The sequence below is a fragment of the Mesorhizobium sp. M1088 genome (assembly GCF_040318575.1).
In the GTDB taxonomy this organism is placed as follows: Bacteria; Pseudomonadota; Alphaproteobacteria; order Rhizobiales; family Rhizobiaceae; genus Mesorhizobium.
This window is the reverse complement of sequence record NZ_JAMYMO010000014.1, coordinates 1-14,508: the sequence shown is the minus strand read 5'-3', so window position 1 is coordinate 14,508 and position 14,508 is coordinate 1. Positions and strand designations below refer to the sequence as shown.

At 59.9% G+C, this 14,508-nt stretch carries 12 protein-coding genes and 1 pseudogene; all 13 read left to right on the top strand.

The window, feature by feature from the left end:
• Window positions 1-114: 114 nt before the first annotated feature.
• The 13 genes and pseudogenes from NKH49_RS18250 (at window position 115) to NKH49_RS18190 (ending at window position 14,013) form a co-directional block, all read left to right on the top strand.
• Entirely contained in the window at window positions 115-768 is a 654-nt protein-coding gene (locus tag NKH49_RS18250) for an SIS domain-containing protein (RefSeq protein ID WP_352542506.1), read from the top strand.
• Window positions 765-2,033: an HAD-IIIA family hydrolase gene (locus tag NKH49_RS18245; protein WP_352473824.1), complete on the top strand. Its 1,269-nt coding sequence runs from the start codon at window positions 765-767 to the stop codon at window positions 2,031-2,033. Before NKH49_RS18250 ends, NKH49_RS18245 begins: the two co-directional genes overlap by 4 nt.
• On the top strand, window positions 2,026-3,081 hold the full coding sequence (locus NKH49_RS18240; RefSeq protein WP_352927143.1) for an NAD-dependent epimerase/dehydratase family protein: 1,056 nt from the start codon (window positions 2,026-2,028) through the stop codon (window positions 3,079-3,081). The genes NKH49_RS18245 and NKH49_RS18240 overlap by 8 nt, the downstream gene beginning before the upstream one ends.
• A 33-nt stretch (window positions 3,082-3,114) precedes the next feature.
• Entirely contained in the window at window positions 3,115-4,197 is a 1,083-nt protein-coding gene (locus NKH49_RS18235) for a GHMP family kinase ATP-binding protein (protein ID WP_352819748.1), read from the top strand.
• A 106-nt stretch (window positions 4,198-4,303) separates the two neighbouring features.
• Complete coding sequence (gene rfbC, locus NKH49_RS18230) at window positions 4,304-4,837, top strand: dTDP-4-dehydrorhamnose 3,5-epimerase (RefSeq protein ID WP_352473828.1); 534 nt, start codon at window positions 4,304-4,306, stop codon at window positions 4,835-4,837.
• 45 nt (window positions 4,838-4,882) lie between these two features.
• Window positions 4,883-6,220, top strand: coding sequence for an NAD(P)H-dependent oxidoreductase (locus tag NKH49_RS18225; protein WP_352473830.1), 1,338 nt, complete (start codon window positions 4,883-4,885; stop codon window positions 6,218-6,220).
• Between the two features lie 45 nt (window positions 6,221-6,265).
• Entirely contained in the window at window positions 6,266-7,042 is a 777-nt protein-coding gene (locus NKH49_RS18220) for a phosphatase PAP2 family protein (RefSeq protein WP_352927138.1), read from the top strand.
• Between the two features lie 721 nt (window positions 7,043-7,763).
• Window positions 7,764-8,462 carry an FkbM family methyltransferase gene (locus tag NKH49_RS18215; RefSeq protein WP_352927135.1) on the top strand — a complete coding sequence of 233 codons (699 nt, stop codon included), beginning with the start codon at window positions 7,764-7,766 and terminating at the stop codon, window positions 8,460-8,462.
• A gap of 464 nt (window positions 8,463-8,926) precedes the next feature.
• On the top strand, window positions 8,927-9,997 hold the full coding sequence (gene gmd / locus NKH49_RS18210; RefSeq protein ID WP_352927132.1) for a GDP-mannose 4,6-dehydratase: 1,071 nt from the start codon (window positions 8,927-8,929) through the stop codon (window positions 9,995-9,997).
• Window positions 9,998-10,012: 15 nt separating this feature from the next.
• A pseudogene (locus NKH49_RS18205) lies at window positions 10,013-10,456 on the top strand (NAD-dependent epimerase/dehydratase family protein); the annotation flags it as partial.
• A gap of 683 nt (window positions 10,457-11,139) precedes the next feature.
• A complete protein-coding gene (locus NKH49_RS18200) occupies window positions 11,140-11,268 on the top strand; it encodes a hypothetical protein (protein WP_352927129.1) in 129 nt (42 codons plus the stop codon).
• 12 nt (window positions 11,269-11,280) lie between these two features.
• A complete protein-coding gene (locus tag NKH49_RS18195) occupies window positions 11,281-13,581 on the top strand; it encodes an AGE family epimerase/isomerase (RefSeq protein ID WP_352927125.1) in 2,301 nt (766 codons plus the stop codon).
• A gap of 75 nt (window positions 13,582-13,656) precedes the next feature.
• Window positions 13,657-14,013 carry a GYD domain-containing protein gene (locus tag NKH49_RS18190; protein WP_352473837.1) on the top strand — a complete coding sequence of 119 codons (357 nt, stop codon included), beginning with the start codon at window positions 13,657-13,659 and terminating at the stop codon, window positions 14,011-14,013.
• The last annotated feature ends 495 nt before the right edge of the window (window positions 14,014-14,508 follow it).

Genomic DNA, 14,508 nt, shown 5'->3' with positions numbered 1-14,508 from the left:
TTTTAAGTACCTCCGATGAGCGCCGCCCGCCAGCTTCCCGTTCGGAATAGCAATTGAACTCGAAGTGCTCGCACGCTGTGATGATCGCTCACCATTGCAGCAATCGAGGGTGGCATGACAGAGCTCGCGATCGATCAGGGAGTGACGGCATGTCGCAAATCTTCGCGGGATGATGCCCTCTGGTTGCAGCCTAAAGAATTCACGCAGGATTATCTGGCATCGCTTTGCATCGCATTGGCGCAGATCGATACGGACGCCGTGCAGGAGGCGATACAGTTGCTGCGCGCCGTACGCGATGCGGGCGGCACAGTCTTCGTCGCCGGCAACGGCGGCAGCGCAGCGACCGCCTCCCACTGGGTCAATGACCTCGGTAAGGCCACGAAACGCTCGGGAAGGCAGCCAATCCGGGTCATAGGCCTGACAGACAACGTCTCCTGGATGACGGCACTCGGCAATGACGAAGGCTACGAGCGTATCTTTGCCGGCCAGATGGAGAACTTCGCCAAGCCGGGTGACGTGCTCATAGTGATTTCAGCCAGCGGGAACTCGCTTAATCTCGTGCGGGCAGTCGAACTCGCTCGCGAAAGGAAGGTAGCCACCATCGGCATTGTCGGTTTTGACGGCGGCACGCTTAAAGAGCTCGTCGATCAGCCAGTATGGGTGCGGTCCGAAAAAGGCACCTACGAACTCGTCGAGGACGTCCACGCCGCGATCTGTCATGCCATCACGCGATACCTCATCGCCGACCGACCGGAGCGCGGTCAATGAATATTGTCCTGCCGAGCTCGCCCTGCCTGCAAAAGGCAGATGTCGAAGGCCGCGGCTACAGCCGGCCGCGTCAGGCGGTCATCCTGGCCGGCGGGCGTGGCACGCGCATGCGGCCGATCACACTCGATCGCCCGAAACCAATGGTGCCGGTGCTCGGCCGCCCTTTTTTGGAATACCAGATCGAACAGCTGCGGCAGGAGGGGTTCGAAAGGGTTCTTCTTCTACTCGGGTATTTGCCCCATGTGGTGATGGACCATTTCGGCGACGGCAGCAGGTTCGGGGTCAGTATCGAATATGCCGTCACCCGTCCCGACGACCTCACCAGCAGCCGGGTATCCAATGCCCGTCACCTCATAGATCCGTGCTTCCTGCTGCTGTATTGCGACAATTACTGGCCGATGCGCATGGAGCGGCTGTGGCAACGCTTCTGTGCGGCCGGCAAGCCTGGAATGATTACGGTCTACAGCAACAAGGACGGCTATTCACGCGGCAGCGTGATCCTTGATGCGAACGACAATGTGACCGTCTTCGACCGGCTCCGCACCACGCCCGGGCTGCAGGGAGTCGAGATCAGCTATGCCATACTAACCGATCTCGCCCTCGAACTCCTGCCCGACGAGGACACCCTCTTCGAGGAGGCCATCTACACGCCGCTCGCGACGCAGCATCGCCTCGCCGGCTTCGTGAGCGAGCACCGCTATTACAGCGTGGGCTCGATCGAGCGTCTACCCGCGACGGAGCGCTTTATTAGCCGCGAAAAAACCATGCTCGTAGACAGGGACGGCGTACTCAACTGCAGACCGCCACGGGCTCAATATGTGTGTTCATGGGACCAGTGGGAGTGGGTTCCGGGTGCAAAGCAGGCGTTGGCCCTTCTGAACGAGGCTGGCTACCGCATAATCATCATCTCCAACCAGGCAGGGATAGCGCGCGGAGCGATGACCGCCGCTGATCTCGAGGCGCTTCACCAGCGCATGTGCGCCGAGTGCGAAGCCGTCGGCGGCAAGATCGCGGAGATCTACCACTGCCCACACGGCTGGGACGACGGCTGCGACTGCCGCAAGCCCAAACCCGGTATGCTGTATCAGGCACAGCGCGACTTTGATCTCGACCTCACACGCACACTCTTTGTCGGCGATGACGATCGTGACCGTCAAGCGGCCGAAGCCGCGGACTGCCTATATGCGCAAGTAAGCGAGCGATGCTCGCTTCTGGACCTCACCCGTCAACTCCTTTCGAAGCGGAGCGAGGGCAGACATGAATGAACCAACACGCGTTCTCGTCACCGGACACAATGGATATCTCGGTTCTGTCATGGTGCCCGTGTTGCAGGCGGCGGGCTATGAGGTGGTCGGGCTGGATATGGGATATTTTCGTGCGTGCACCCTGGGAGCCGACAATACCAGTGTGCCCGAGATCACAAAGGATCTACGCGCCATCGAACCCCCGGATCTGCAGGGCTTTGACGCGGTGATCCATCTGGCGGCACTCTCGAACGACCCGATCGGAAATCTCAACGCGGATTGGACGAGGCAGATCAATGCGGAAGGAACAGTTCGTCTGGCCACGATGGCCAAGGCGGCGGGCATCCGGCGGTTCCTATTTTCCTCCTCTTGCATCATGTATGGCATGTCGGAAGCCGCCGTCGTCGACGAAACCGCCCCGCTGGCGCCGCAAACAGAATACGCAAGATCGAAGGTTGTTGCCGAAGAAGCGCTGCGCGCGCTGGCGGACGACGGGTTCTCGCCCGTCTATTGCCGCAACGGCACCGTCTATGGTCTGTCGCCGCGAATGCGCTTCGACACCGTGCTGAACAATTTCGTGGGCAGCGCCTTCACCACTGGACGTGTCGAAGTGCATAGCGATGGCACGCCATGGCGGCCCGTGGTTCATGTCCAGGATGTCGCGCGCTATTTCAAATTGATGCTGGAGGCGCCACTACAGGACATCCACAATGAGGCGTTCAACATGGGTGTTGAAAGCCTAAATCTTCAGGTGCGCGAGATAGCGGAGATCGCCGTTGAGGCCGTCGCTGGCGCGCAGCTCACAATGACACCGAAGCTGGGCGCGGATCAAAGGACCTACAAGGCGGACTTCAGCAAGTTCTCACGGACTTTCCCGGATTTCGAGTTTCAGTGGACAGCGCGAAAGGGAGCACACGACCTTTGCGAGGCGTTCCGCTCGATCGCACTTAGATTTGAAGACTTTACCGACAAGCGCTTCACGCGGCTGCGCTGGCTCAATCATTTGCTCAAGGCGGGGATGCTCGATGGTCAGCTGCGCTGGCGAACCGCACAGCCGCGTGTTGCCTAATTTTCATTCCGTCGATTTTCGAGGGGGCAAAATATGGAACAGCTAGACGGGACCAAAGCGGTGGAGCGCCGGTCAGGACTGGACCTTCCGACCATCATCGATCGCGCTGCACAGCGTCTACCGTCTCTCGTCCTGACGCGCACTCCTTTGCGCGTCAGTTTTGCTGGCGGCGGTACCGATCTGCCCGATTTCTACAATCTCGATTGCGGCGCGGTCTTCAGCGCGGCAGTGGACAAGTACATCTATGTCACCGTCAAGCGTCACAGCGAGATCTTTAATGAACCCATCCGCTTGAACTATTCACAGACGGAGCAGGTAAACACCATAGGCGAGATCAAGAACAACATCGCTCGCGAATGCCTGCGTTTCCTGGAGATCGAACCGCCGATTTACATCTCGACGGTCGGAGACATGCCTGCCTCGACGGGCATGGGGGGGTCGAGCTCGTTCACGGTGGGACTGCTCAACGCCCTGCATGCATTCCGGGGAGAACGTGTCACCCCTGGCCAACTGGCCGAAGAGGCATGTCACATCGAGATGGACATCCTCGAGGAGCCGATTGGCAAGCAGGACCAGTATGCCGCCGCGTTCGGGGGCATGAACCTGTTCCGCTTCCAGCCGGGCGGCGCGGTAACGGTCGAGCCGCAGCGGGTGCGCAATGGCGCCATCGAACATCTCTTCAGCAACCTGATGATGTTCTGGACGTCGCATCAGCGGCCGGCCAGTTCCGTGCTGGCAGAGCAGAAGGCGAAAACGTCAAGCAATCTCGATACGCTCAGGCGGATGCGGGACGATGCCTTCATGCTTCAGGAGATCTTTGCGGAGCCCGTCATCGACGTAGAACGCTTCGGTGCCGTCCTTCACGCAGGGTGGGAGATGAAGCGGAGTTTGGCGTCCCGCGTGAGCAACGCGGCGATCAATGGCCACTACGACCTCGCCAGGGACGCAGGTGCGGAAGGCGGCAAGCTGTGCGGCGCCGGCGGCGGCGGATTCCTTATGTTCGCGGTCAAGCCGGAACGCCGGGAAAGTGTAAGACGCGCACTCTCACACCTAGCCTATGTGCCTATCGGCTATGAAGTCCACGGCTCGCGCCTCTTGCATCCGGCGCAAGTCTGATGGCCGTCCTTCGATCGCACAAGAGGACCGCCGGCGCGAGCCACCCTGAGCAGAGGTCGTCGGAGATGCAACCCGACGTGACACTCATTTGACCAATGGATCTACGATGCTTTTCACAAAGACCGATATTCCAGGCGCCACCCTGGTGGAACTGCAGAAATTCGAAGACGAGCGGGGCTTTTTCGCACGCGGCTGGTGTTCGCGGGAGTTTGCCGAGCAGGGGCTTCCGGATCGTGTCGTGCAGGTGAATATTTCATACAACAGGCACAAGCATACACTGCGCGGCTTCCATTACCAGCTGGCTCCCCAGTGCGAGGACAAGATGCTTCGCTGCATCCGGGGCAGCCTGTACGACGTGCTGATCGACCTGCGTTCCCGATCGCCCACCTATAAGCAGCACCTCACGGTGGAACTGTCAGCGGCGAACCAACGGATGCTGGTCATCCCGAAGGGCTGCGCGAACGCCTTTCTCACCATGGAGGACCACTCCGAGGCGACATATCTCGTCTCCGAATTCTACACACCGGCGGCCGAGCGTGGTGTTCGCTGGAACGATCCTGCTTTCGCAGTGAAGTGGCCGGTGGATGCGCCGGCGCTGATTTCTGAAAAGGACCGAAGCTGGCCCGATTATGACCGCTAACCTTTCGCCACCCGACCTTTCGGGAGCAGCACAGGGGAGACGTAAATGTTCATTGTCGACAGGGAGTTGGAGAGGCTCCAGGCTCAGGGGCGGCCAATTCGCGTGGGTATGGTGGGGGCCGGCTTCATGGCCCAAGGCATCGCGCTGCAGATGCTGCGATATGTCCCAGGCATGGAGCTCGTGGCGATTTCCAACAGGCACGTGGAAAAGGCGCGAGATGCCTATGCCGCCGCAGGTGAAGACGACGTGACCGAGGCGACCAGCACCAAAGCGCTTGAGGATCTCGTGGCGCGCGGTCGCCGCTCGATCACGGCCGACCCGATGCACATTTGCGAGGCCGACGACATCGACGTCGTCGTCGAGGCGACAGGCGCGATCGAGTTCGCTGCTCACGTCACAATGCGGGCGATCCGGCACGGCAAGCATGTTGCTCTGATGAACGCCGAACTCGACGGCACGATCGGACCGATCCTGAAAGTGTATGCCGACCGGGCAGGAGTGGTCCTCACCAATGTGGAGGGGGATCAGCCCGGCGTTATCATGAACCTCTACCGTTGGGTCAGGGGCCTGGGCATACGTCCGGTGCTTTGCGGGAACATCAAGGGCCTGCACGATCCCTACCGAAATCCGACGACTCAGGAGGGTTTTGCCAAGAAGTGGGGGATGAAGGCCCCAATGGTCACCTCCTTCGCGGACGGCACGAAGATCTCGTTCGAGAACGCCATCGTCGCCAACGCCACAGGCATGCGGGTGGCGAAGCGCGGCATGTACGGGCCTGTGGTCGAGCCTGGTACCCCGATCCAGGGGGCGGTCGGGTGGTATCCGCTCAATCAGCTCCTCGAGGGGCCGGGGATAGTTGATTATTGTGTCGGCGCCATGCCCAACCCCGGCATCTTCGTTCTTGGCACCACAGAGGATGCCGTCGAGAAGAACTATCTCTCACTCTACAAGATGGGCCCCGGACCGCTCTACTGTTTCTATTGGCCCTATCATCTGTGTCATTTCGAGGTGCCCTCCACGGTCGCCAGGGCCGCAATATTCCGCGATGCTGCGATTGCGCCCCTGGGCGCGCCGACCGTTGATGTGGTGGCCGCCGCCAAGCGGGACCTTAGTGCCGGAGAGATCCTCGATGGCCTTGGACATTACATGACCTACGGGCTCTGCGAGAACGCGCGAACGGTGAACGCCGAGCGGCTTGTGCCGATCGGGCTCGCCGAGGGCTGCCGGCTGCTGCGCGACGTGAAGCGGGACGAGGTTCTCGGCTATGACGATATCGAGCCTCCGATCGGGCGGCTTTGCGACACACTGCGCCGGGAGCAGGATCTTGCCTTCTTCGGCCGCTCTGTAGCCTCCCTGCGCCGCGAGGTTTCTGCAACCGCCTAGTTAGCGGGACTCCAGTTGTTCCGCCGCCCGAACCTTAGAGTTGAGATGGCCGAACCGATGTCCGATTTCCATTGCCTGACACAGGCCGCCGCGCTTTGCCTCCTCTTTGTGGGTACGACTTTCCTGGCCCTTAACCCGGATTGGATCGACAGGCCCCTCGCAACGGCCGTCAACACCGTAGCGAGCAATCAGCCCTTCGCCAGCCGGCTCGCTTTCGGTGCCGTCTACCCAACAACCGAGGGCGCTATAGTTGTGTCCTTGCTTTGGTATTGCTGGTTCGCCCATGACGGGCCGGAATCGAGGGCAAGGCTGGTGAGCGGCGTCTGCGCAGCTGTCCTCGCGGCGCTCGTCGCGCATTTCCTGCAGGGCGCTCTGCCGACGACGCCAAAGCCGATTTTTGACTCCGCACTTCGACTTCATATCCCGGACGTTCTGGGCGACGCTGCCGTTCTGCGCTCAGCGCCTTTCGCCGGCACCCCCGGGTTCCCCAGCGAGCGAGCGGTTCTGTTCGCGGGTCTAGCGATCGCCATTCTTCTCGTTCGCTTCGAACTCGGACTGCTCGCCCTGGCCTGCACCTTGGTGGTAGAGCTTGCTCGAGTCTACTTGGGGCTGCATTACCCGACCAATGCTCTGGGTAGCCTCGCCTTGGCCGCCACCCTGGTATGGGTAGCACAAACGCACCCGAGCCTTGAACTCGGCGCCCTGGTTCTCCGGTGGGAGCGCGGCGCCCCATCAAGCTTCTATCTGTGCAGCTTTCTGGCCTCATACCTTGTTGTTGCGTTCCAGGCGTTGCGAGAACTTGCCAAAGGGCTTCTGCAATAGGAACTGGTGTGAAGCCGCCAACGACATGACGTGCATCGCCGCGCTGAAGCGTCATCTTGGCCGGACAACAACAATCATGCTGAAAGGTGTTCGCAACAGCGGCGGATTACCTCAATGAAGCGGATTAGGCATCCGGCAAGCTGGATAAGGCCGCTCTACGGCTTCCACTGGCCCTACTACCTCTGCCATTTTGAGGTAGCCAGCACACTGCGCGCGCCGCGCTGTTCGACAAGCCCGATCTCTTCGCTCGGCGAACCCAAGGTCAATTTCGTTGCAACCCGCCAAGACCGATTCGAACTGCCGGCCCTTCCTGCGTTCAGCTCCGCAACGAACAGGATTGCCACTTCTTTGGCTCCGCAGTAGCCAGCACGGCCCCGGGGACGAGGCGACTCGTGAGCCGGCGCTCGCAGCGGGCGGCTCCTACTTCCTACGCGGTAGGGCGACGACGTTGGCCGAGCCCAAGGCGATGCTCCCGCAGCATCTGTTACGAACGCCGAGCGACGGGATTACCTCCTTTTGTTGGAGCGCCTGCCACAATGACACTCTGGTCGCGGGAGGGAATCGATGTAAAATTCACAGGGCGATAGCCGCTCCGCGTTAGGCCAGACTGAACCCCATCTGGCGCTGTTGTCTATTTTGGACACAGTGAGGACGGCGGACACAGTGAGGACGGCGCAGTCAAGCGGAACAGCTGCTAGGAATAAGCCAAAGGCAACCATTGATGTACAATCCAGATGGGCTCCGGTATTGTAAGCGAGTTGTAAGAGCGGCCTTCGGATTCGATCATCTTCTCCGGCCCGAATGCTCTATTCCTACACAAAAACTCGGCTCCGCATATGGAGGTTGGGTCGTTGCGGTCGAGCCTCTTCTAGCTGCTCCCTCCCCTATTGTTCTTTCCTTTGGCTTAGGGGACGATATTTCATTTGATCTGGAAGTCAGCAAAGTATTCGGTGCAAAGGTCTTTGGGTTTGATCCGACTCCTGCCAGTCTTGACTGGATTGCCGCTCAGGAATTACCCCCCACTGTGCGGATCTACCCCTTGGGAATATCTAATTTCGACGGGGAGCAAACGTTTGCTGTGTCCGAAGATGACACACGCAGCAATTTTTCCACGAAGTTGGTTACAGGCAAGAGCATTGTCTGCAACGTGAGGCGTTATTCTACTATCCTGGATATGCTCGGACTGGCAACTGTCGATGTGCTGAAACTCGACGTCGAGGGGGCAGAGCACGACGTCCTTCCAGAGGTGCTTGGATCTGATGTCCTACCGAGACAGATTCTCGTCGAGTTTCACCACTGGTGGCATCGCACTCCCGTGGAGCAAACCTACCGAACAGTGGAAGCGATAAAGGGCCAGGGTTACACCCTGTTCCATGTTTCTCCTGCGGGCCACGAATTGTCATTTTTGCTGACGCGATAGCAAGCCTTACGAGAACTTTCGACAAGCCGCCGTCGGTGGCGGGGATTGTCGGCAACAACCTGACGCCACGCTTGCCAGGTGACCCGAGAACCGTTTCTCGGCAGGCATCGCCCGCGCCGCACTGATCAGCCGACCCACATGTTCGGCATTGCCGACGGCAGCATGGCCGGCATGCAGCTCCCGGAGAAGCGGTGGCGCAAGCGTTTGTGAAGTGACGGCTCGCGGCAGGGCGGCTACGTCCATGCCATAGGAGCATAGGCTGAAGAGGCTAGCCAACCAGAAAGGGGACGCACGGGAAGTAGCTGGGACGGGCATCGAGCGGTGGGGATTACCTCCTTTTGCTGGCGTGCCTCCCACAATGACACTCTGGCAGAACAAGGCACTTTCGCCTTTCGTTAGAGGAGTGTGGGGCAGACCGTCGGTCGACGGCGCCACCACAGCCCTCAAGAATTGGATGGGACCCGATGACAGATCGCATTGCGCTCATAACTGGTGTGACCGGTCAGGACGGTGCCTACCTTGCCAGACTGCTGCTGGAGAACGGCTATATTGTCCACGGACTGAAACGCAGATCCTCCTCCTTCAATACCGACCGCATCGACGACATCTACGTCGATCAGCACGAACCGGGCGCACGCTTTTTTCTCCACTACGCCGACCTGACCGATGCGACCAATCTCATTCGCATCGTTCAGGAGACGCGCCCTACCGAAATCTACAATCTGGCGGCCCAAAGCCATGTCCAGGTAAGCTTCGAGACGCCTGAATATACCGGCAACGCCGATGCCCTTGGCACACTCAGGCTGCTTGAAGCCATCCGCATCCTGAAGATGGGAGAGCGGGTGCGCTTTTATCAGGCATCAACCTCCGAGCTGTTCGGCAAAGTCCAGGAGGTGCCCCAGACGGAGAAGACGCCGTTCTACCCGCGCTCTCCCTATGCGGCGGCCAAACTCTATGCCTATTGGATCACGATCAACTACCGTGAAGCGTACGGAATGTTCGCTTCCAATGGCATACTGTTTAATCATGAAGGCCCCACGCGCGGCGAGACGTTTGTGACCCGCAAGATCACACGTGCGGTTGCAGGTATCGAGCGAGGCTTTCAGTCCGCCCTCTATCTTGGAAATCTGGATGCGAAACGCGACTGGGGGCATGCTCGCGACTATGTGGAGGGCATGTGGCGGATTCTTCAGCACGCCGAGCCAGACGACTTCGTCCTCGCCACGGGCGAAACCCACTCGGTTCGAGAGTTCGTAGAGCGTGCCTTTCGGGCAGTCGGCCGTGTCATCGTCTGGGAAGGTAAGGGGGTGAACGAGATCGGCCGGGATGGCAAGACAGGAGAGATCCTCGTCCGAATCGACCCACGCCATTTCCGTCCAACGGAGGTCGATCTCCTGATGGGAAATCCGGCGAAAGCCCGCTCAAAGCTCGGCTGGTCGCCTAAGACGACGTTCAGCGACCTCGTGGCGGAAATGGTGGCCGCCGATCTGAAACGTCTGGAGCGAGAGAGCTGGCATATGGACAGTAGCGTCTAGAAAGCGCCACCGGTCATGAACAACGCTTACCGGCTCGACGCAAAACGGATATTCGTGGCTGGCCACCGCGGCATGGTCGGCTCGGCTGTGGCGCGGCGATTGGAGGAGGAAAACTGCGAGGTCCTAATGGCACCGCGCGACGTTCTCGACCTTCGAAATCAGGACGCCGTGCATCGCTGGATGACAGAAACCAGGCCCGACGCCGTGGTCCTTGCAGCCGCAAAGGTCGGCGGGATTCTCGCCAACGATCGTTATCCGGCCGAATTCCTGCGAGACAACTTGCTGATCGAAACGAATGTCATCCACGCCGCGTTCCAGTGTGACGTTGGCCGACTGTTGTTCTTGGGCTCATCCTGCATCTATCCGAATCTGGCGCCACAGCCGATCCCGGAAGACGCGCTTCTCACAGGCCCCTTGGAACCCACCAACGAGTGGTACGCTATCGCCAAGATCGCCGGTTGATCCGCTTGCCGCCCTCGGGGCCGTTCCGGAAAATCGACTTGGCACGCCGGGAGTTGCCGGTCAGCGTCCCCAGTTGAAGTTCTCCGGCTCCAGAAAAGCGCTTGCTTCACCTCGCTTTGGGAGTATTTCGGCCTAGGCGTGCCTGCAACTTCACGAAAGATAGACGCCGCCAATTCTGGACCTATGGGCCTGCGCCCTTGGCAGAGTGGGCGGCAGCCGCTCTCGTCCTGTCCACGAATGACATCTCTCATTCCGGCGAGACCTGCCATCGGCGGTTGAACGCCAGGTTCCGCGTGAGGTATCGATCTCGCGGACGTGCGTTCGGGTACTCGCCGTTTGCGTCGGTCCAATGAGAGCGCGGCCTAATCCGTCATTCCTTCTCTGAACAGACGACGTTCCGCTGATTCCTTGAAAGGCGTGAGAAGGCGAGCCAGCCTCCGAAATGCCTTTCGTCGCCATTCTCGCGGAACCGGAACTTGAACGCGGTCACCGGCATGTTGCAGCCCAGCCCACCCTTGTCGTCAGCCCGAGCAGCACGCACGAGACATCCTTTCGGTCGCCGACAGGCATGCTCCTATTGGACTAGGGGGTGCCAATCGGGGCGTTAGGGCTACCCCAATTCATGAAGGAGCCTCCCGCCCGGCAGCGTGCTACGCCTGTCTGCGCGAGAGCCGAGCAAAATGCGTGACCCAGCACACAGTCGGACAAGCCAGGCCGAACACATTCGTCTTCGTCGCGAGATGTTCGAGGCTGTCGATGCCGTGCTGCGCCGCAATCCAGAGGTCGGAGCCTACAACCAGAAAATTTGAGAGGACTGGATCATGCCGGAGCGGATCGTCAGTTTTGTGATGAGCGGGGGCGTCGGCTCGCGGCTGTGGCCGCTGTCGCGCGAAGACAATCCCAAGCAATTCCACGACCTTTCGGGCGACGGCTCGATGCTTGCGAAGACTGTCCGGCGCCTCAAGGCGCGCTCGGACGGCGAGACGCCGATCTATCTGATAGCATCCGAACGGCATGCCGACCGCGTTATCTCGGACATCGGTCCGCTCGGCCTGAACGGCGGCAGACCGATTTTCGAGCCCGTCGGCCGCAATACCGCCGCTGCAGTGGCCATAGCCACGTTGCAGACGATCTCCGAATATGGCGGTGACGCGCTTGTGCTCGTGGTGCCCTCCGACCATCAGATATCGACCGAAATGCAATTCTGGCAAACCGTCGAGGCTGGCATGCCTGCCGCCGATTCAGGAAGCATTGTCGTATTCGGCATCAGGCCGACCCATCCCGAAACCGGGTACGGCTACATCGAGGTTACGGCAAATGGTGACGGCGGGGCCGCCGTTTCACATTTTGTCGAAAAGCCCAATGCCGAGACGGCCCGCAAATATGTGGCTTCGGGAAGATTCTACTGGAACGCCGGCATCTTCCTGTTTCGTGCCGACACGATGCGGAAGGCGTTTCTCGAGTTCCGGCCAGACATCTGGGACACCGCGGAACGGGCCCATAAGGCTGCACGGACCGACGTCTTGGGCATCTACCTGCCCCAGGGCTTCTATTCGGCTGTCCCGTCGACGTCGATCGACTACGCAGTCATGGAGCATGCACGCGGTATTGCGATGGTTACGGCTTCCTTCCGCTGGAACGACCTTGGATCGTGGCAATCGCTGCTGGAAGCCAGCCCGACGGACCGCGACGGCAATGTCGTAATGGGCGACGTTGTCGCCATGGATTGCGGCAACTCCTATCTCAGAAGCCAGGGCAGACTGCTGACAGTCATTGGAATGAAGCATGTGGCGGTGGTGACGACACCGGACGCGGTATTCGTCGCTCCTGTCAGCCACAGCCAGAACGCGAAGAAAGTCGTCGAACAACTCGAGAAGAGCGGACGCCTTGAAACGAAGTTCACGGGGTCGGACGACCGGGTCATCATCAGCGGGTCATGGCGCAAGCGGGTCGAGCACTGGCTCTTCAACGAAACCCTGCCGCTGTGGTCCACTGCAGGTGTCGACGATGCGTATGGCGGCTTCCACGAGGCGCTCGGTTTCGATGCAAGGCCGTTGGGCAAACCCAAGCGCATGCGGACGATGGCTCGCCAGATTTACGCGTTCGCGGTGGCCAAAGAACGCGGCTGGGTTGGACCGGCCGACAAGCTCATCGACCACGGCATCGAGTTTATCGCCAAACACGGCCGCACCGAACGCGGTGGCTGGGTGCGCATCCTTAATTCCAACGGCAGCGTGGCTGACCCGACGGAGGACGCCTACGACCATTCCTGCGTGCTCCTGGCGCTTGCCCATGCTCACCGATGCGGCCATCAGGATGCCCTGCAGCTGGCACAAGAGACGTTCCATTTCATCGACACCCATCTCGAGGACGTCAGCCTGAACGGCTTCCTCGAGACCCCCGGCTGGAAGGGGGTGCGGTTCTCGAACCCGCACATGCACATGCTGGAATCCTTCCTTGCCTGGCATCGCGTCACCGGCGAGCGTGCATATCTCCGTCGGGCGGCACGTGTCGTCGATCTCTTCCGGTGCCATTTCTTCGATCAGGAGAGCTGGACGCTTGGGGAACATTTCGATGTCGATTGGCTACCGTTGTCGGGAGAGGAGGGACAGTGGACCGAACCAGGGCACCATTTCGAATGGGCCTCGCTCCTCATCGATTTCGCGCGGGCAAGCGGGCAGAAAGACTTGGCAGCCTATGCAAGGAAGCTCTATTCGTCGGCGATCGCAAGCGGATTGAACCGGTCCACGGGCCTGGCTTATGCAGCCGTGTCGCGGCAGGGAATTCCCTTCGACCGGCTCTCCCGCAGCTGGCCGCAATGCGAAGCCGTCAAGGCGGCCGTCGCCCTGGACGGCATCGGCGGGCCTGATCTGAAACCTGAGATCGAAGCTCGTGTCGCCCGCCTCTTCAAATGGCATATCGATCCCGCACCGCTAGGCTTGTGGATCGACAGAATTGACGAGCGCGGAAGGTCACTGGCGACGGAGGTGCCCGCGAGCATTTTCTACCACCTCGTGACGGCGTTGATGCAGTATCTGGACAAGACCGCAGGGCAAGTCGAACCTTTCCCGCTGCCAGCTTTGGATGTGAGCAAAAACGTTGCGATGCAGGGTTACGGCTGACCCAACCGTCCGCCATAGCTCCGTGTTGGTCAAACGACCAATAACGAAACTAGTACAAGATCGGGAGGAATACCCATGAAAGTGACAATCCTGGGAAACTGTCCGCCCCATGCCTACAAGGGATTGATGCAAGGCTCAGACCGAGAAGCTGCAATCAAGGCGGTTTTGGAAAGCGTTGGTGGCAAGGTATCCGGTATGATGTTTACTCGCGGCGCCTATGATATTGTCATCAATGCTGAGGTTCCGGACCAGGCCGATGGGATGGACCTAGCACTGGCGGTCCAGGCAAGCGGCTGGATAAACGAGCTAGTTGTCCTGGAAGAACTCGACATGAAGGCGGCGCTCGCAGCCGCCAAAAAGGCTGCCGCGTTTACAAGCCCGCCGGCTGATTGGATAACTGGCTGTACATTGAAGGCAGCACGGTTCCGTTGAACGCGCCGTGCTGCCAAGTCTCAAGGAAAGACACGCTGCGGTTTCGGAAAGCCGAAGCAGGCGCGGCATTGGTTCTGCTTTGATACCGCGCCGACAGCGAACGCGCCCGGCTCAGGGGTCAGAAACGGAGGTCATGCCGAGTTAATTTTGGAATGTACGAATGTACACCCTAGAAGGTGCGCTTGACGGACCGGCGAGGTCCGGTTTTGTAGAGGTTTCTTCTCGGAGCGCTTCTAATCGGAGCGCGACAAGTCAATCGAGATCACATTGTCAGTATCTGTTTCAGGTAGCTCGAACAGCATCAGCAAAAATTGGCCGCTCGGGCGGCGTTCTCATGATCACCGTCCCTAAGGGTGCTCGGACTTTACGACTTTCCAGGATACCTATGGTCCGATACCCTCCGGCGAAGGCCGCCTTGCGAGAGGACGGCACGGTAGCGAGGCTGCGCTCTTAAGGTCGCCCTTACGAGCGAAGTTAGCAGCACAGCATGAGCCA